The organism is Neisseria sp. P0022.S010, assembly GCF_051956635.1.
Genome location: NZ_JBQCXF010000281.1, coordinates 1 through 3,769 on the forward strand (window position 1 = coordinate 1; position 3,769 = coordinate 3,769).

4 protein-coding genes are annotated in these 3,769 nt (G+C 38.6%); 2 read left to right on the forward strand and 2 right to left on the reverse strand.

Annotated features, from left to right (window positions below):
• Together ACTHUT_RS15330 and ACTHUT_RS15335 are read right to left on the reverse strand one after the other, a co-directional pair.
• A partial coding sequence (locus ACTHUT_RS15330) for an AmpG family muropeptide MFS transporter (RefSeq protein ID WP_440418990.1) occupies positions 1-1,190 on the reverse strand: 1,190 nt, incomplete at its 3' end.
• 257 nt (positions 1,191-1,447) lie between these two features.
• Positions 1,448-1,621: a hypothetical protein gene (locus tag ACTHUT_RS15335; RefSeq protein ID WP_224783520.1), complete on the reverse strand. Its 174-nt coding sequence runs from the start codon at positions 1,619-1,621 to the stop codon at positions 1,448-1,450.
• 911 nt (positions 1,622-2,532) lie between these two features.
• Here ACTHUT_RS15335 and ftnA (ACTHUT_RS15340) point away from each other — a divergent pair.
• Entirely contained in the window at positions 2,533-3,018 is a 486-nt protein-coding gene (gene ftnA, locus ACTHUT_RS15340; RefSeq protein ID WP_003686837.1) for a non-heme ferritin, read from the forward strand.
• A gap of 16 nt (positions 3,019-3,034) precedes the next feature.
• Positions 3,035-3,532 (forward strand): non-heme ferritin, encoded by a 498-nt coding sequence (ftnA, locus tag ACTHUT_RS15345; protein ID WP_003686798.1) that lies wholly within the window; start codon positions 3,035-3,037, stop codon positions 3,530-3,532.
• Positions 3,533-3,769: the final 237 nt, after the last annotated feature.

Here is a 3,769-nt window from a genome sequence, read left to right on the forward strand (position 1 = left end):
AAATTAAAGTAACCCATCGCTTCAATCAGATAACCTGCCGAAGCATTGATAAATGTACGCGGTACAGCGGAAAGGCTGGTGAAGAGGGCTAATTGAGTGGCCGTAAATACTGGATTGGTTTCACGAGCCATATAGGCAACAAATGCTGCTGTACCTAAACCAACACCAGCTGCTTCTGCACCAATCACGGCCGCAAGCATCATTTGCTCTGTCAGTGTGATGGTTTCAAACTTGCCAAAATTTGCCAGCCAAGCAAAGCCTAGAATAGTAACCCATTGCGCCACGCCGAAAATCCACAAAGCTCTATTGATGCCGAGCTTTATCATCCAAATACCGCCTACAATACCGGCAATGACAGCAGGCCATAAACCGGCATTTTTGGCAATGAGGCCGATGTCGGTTTTGCTGAAGCCCATGTCCAGATAAAACGGCGTTGCCAGAGACGTTGCCATACTGTCGCCCAGTTTGTAGAGAAAGATAAACAGCAATACCAATATGGCCTGTTTGATTCCTTTGCGTGAGAAGAACTCACTGAAAGGGTCAGAGACTGTTTGGGCAAATGTACGAGGCACAGTTGGGGGAATATCAGGCTCTTTGGCTAAAAACAGGGTCATCAGCAGACCGGGCAGCATAAACAGTGCAGTAATGATGAATACGTTGTGCCAAGGCATTAAGTCGGCCAGAATCAAGCTGAGCGAGCCGGGTACCAAAGCGGCGATACGGTAGGCATTGACGTGGATAGAATTGCCCAAGCCTAATTCTTCATCTGACAAAATTTCGCGTCGAAATGCATCCAATACAATATCTTGGCTGGCAGAGAAAAAGGCGACCACCAACGATAAGCCCATAATTACATATAAATGCTGAGCAGGATTTAGGAAGGCGTAAATGAGCAAGGTCAGCAGCAAACCAATTTGCGTAACCAGCATCCAACCGCGTCGCCGTCCTAAAAAAGGTAATCTGACCAAATCAATGACGGGAGACCAGATAAATTTCCAAGTGAAAGGCAGCCCGATAAGTGCCATCAGGCCGATGGTTTTCAAATCGACATGTTCGCTGCGCAACCATGCCGGAATCAGGTTGATCAGAAAATAAAGCGGCAGCCCCGAAGTGAAGCCTGTAAAGATACAAATCAGCATACTGCGCGAGAAAATTCGCTGCATAGTGCTGGGTTGGGGTGCGGTTGTCATAGTGGAATCAATAAAAAAGAAAAGGGATATTGTAGCAAAGATGGGGAATATGGCGAATGAGCTTCTGCTATCTTTATTGAATAAAGGCCGTCTGAAACTTTGACAAATTAAGTTTCAGACGGCCTTTTGTTGGAACAACTGGTTTGGCGGGCAACGGAGACTTCAGGACGGAAGAAGGGTTGCTTGGGTGTATTTATAAAATTGAAGTTAAGAAAGTTTCAGACGACCCCTAGAGATCGTTTGAACGATGAGAAATATCAGTGGTAATTTGTGCCGTCAGTGTAGCCGTTTCCTGATTTGTCCACAGCAAAAGCAGAAATCGGACCGACCGTTACTGTCCCTTTAGGCTGAGTTTCTTGGTAATACTCATATGCTGCAACACCCATACCAGTTGCAGCACCAACAGCAGCACCAATTGTGCCACCGACCATAATAGCTGGTCCGGCAGGAATACTGCCAAAAGCTATACCGACACCCAGACCAATACCTGCACCAATTGATCCTCCTATTTATGCACCATTTGCTCCTCCTTGAAGGATTCTCTCTCCTAAGCCTTCTCCATAAATTAGTTCCAGATCCTCAATGGATAGTTCAATCATGTTATTTTTCCTTTTCAAAAAAATTAGATGTAGAATATTGAGTCAATACACCCAATATGGAAAAAATAATAAAAGCATGAATATAAATCATAAAATCAACATTATCTCCTTGGTAGCTTTCATAAATAAAAACGATTGGTATTGATATACAAATTAAAATGTACAGGTACTTTGAAATTACCAGTAACTTATACACAAATTTTGATTTCATAGCCTAGTCTTTCATTTGAATAAAATCTACCCTAATCAACTTTCCAACCAACTTCCTAACTTCTTCATGCTTTCCCTGATTGAAGTTAACCAGTAGATTTTTCAACAATATGTATATTATGTTAAATAATAAATGGTAATTGTCACATTCAAATATTAAGGATAACCTACTTTGAAACTATATCGCTTTGATGCGTAATTCTATAAAAAACATTGAATTTTCATGTTTTCTATTTATCCAGTATTTTGGAGTTGATAAGTGAGAGCAAAAAACTTTGGAAATCTACGATTCTCCTTCCAACACCTCATCATTTCTCTAGAGAATTTAGGCAAAGGCGATATTGATAACTCATTTCATTAAATGGAACCAAATGAGAATCATTTATTTATAAAATCCTTTTAAATTAATGGGTTACAATAAAAATTGATAAAATAAAATTGACTATTCTCAATAAAATGAGTAAAATTCATCCGCAAATACAAATTTTGTATTGTGATACATCTATTAACCGCATTAAGAAAAGGAGTTAGTTATGCTAAGTAAGTCAATTACAGCAAAATTAAACGAACAAATTAATCTCGAGTTGTATTCATCAAATGTCTATTTGCAAATGAGTGCATGGTGCCATAAACATGGTTATGAAGGCGCTGCAGCATTTTTACTTCGTCATGCCGATGAAGAATTGGAACATATGCAAAAGTTGTTTACTTATGTGAGCGAAACCAGTGGAATGCCTTTGTTAGGTAAAATTGACGCCCCTAAACACGATTACGCTTCATTAAAAGAAGTTTTTGAAACAACACTTGAACACGAAAAACTAGTGACATCTAAAATTAATGAGTTAGTTGAGAGTACTTTTGCAGAAAAGGATTACTCTACTTTTAACTTCTTACAATGGTATGTAGCTGAACAGCATGAAGAAGAAAAATTATTTAACAGTATTGTTGATAAATTCAAACTTCTTGGTGAAAGTGGTACAGCGCTCTACTACATTGATCGTGAATTAAAAACTTTATAAGAATAGGAGAAATAAAATGTTATCAAATAGCGTGATTAAACTATTAAATGATCAAATGAATTTAGAGTTTTATTCTTCTAACTTATATTTACAAATGAGCGCCTGGTGCGAACAACAAGGTTTCGAAGGAGCTGCAAAATTTTTATCAGAGCATGCGGCTGAGGAAATGCAGCATATGCGTAAACTCTTCACTTATTTAAATGAGACCGGCGCATTGGCTATCATCACACAAATTGATGAACCACCTCATCAATTTTCATCATTGAAACAAGTACTTGAATTAACTTATGAACATGAAAAGTTAATTACCTCTAAAATCAATGAATTAGTTGGTAGAACTTTTGAAGAGAAAGACTACTCTGCCTTTAACTTCTTACAATGGTATGTGGCTGAACAACATGAAGAAGAAAAATTATTCAGTGGAATTTTGGATAAATTAAATCTTCTTGGTGAAGATGGTAAAGGTTTGTTCTTAGTTGATAAAGATTTAGGCGCATTAACAACAAACAACTAATCAAGTCTGATGAAAAAGGCTAAGTCATTATCGATTTAGCCTTTTTTTATATCAAAATCTAGCTACTTTTGTCTAAAAGTGCGGTGCTTTAACGGTTCATTCTTACCGCCGATTAGGTTTTGAAATGCCCGTAAGACAGGCAGATATGCTTGTCTTACGGGCATTTTATTTTCAGACGGCCTTCGATCTTGCGTTGCAGTTGCGGTAGAAGGCGATCAGACCGTTGGTGGAGCTGTC

Bases quoted from the DNA above. Each gene is read 5' to 3' on its own strand.
- ACTHUT_RS15335 (WP_224783520.1), bottom strand. From the start codon at position 1,621: ATGGTCGGTGGCACAATTGGTGCTGCTGTTGGTGCTGCAACTGGTATG.
- ftnA (WP_003686837.1), top strand. From the start codon at position 2,533: ATGCTAAGTAAGTCAATTACAGCAAAATTAAACGAACAAATTAATCTC.
- ftnA (WP_003686798.1), top strand. From the start codon at position 3,035: ATGTTATCAAATAGCGTGATTAAACTATTAAATGATCAAATGAATTTA.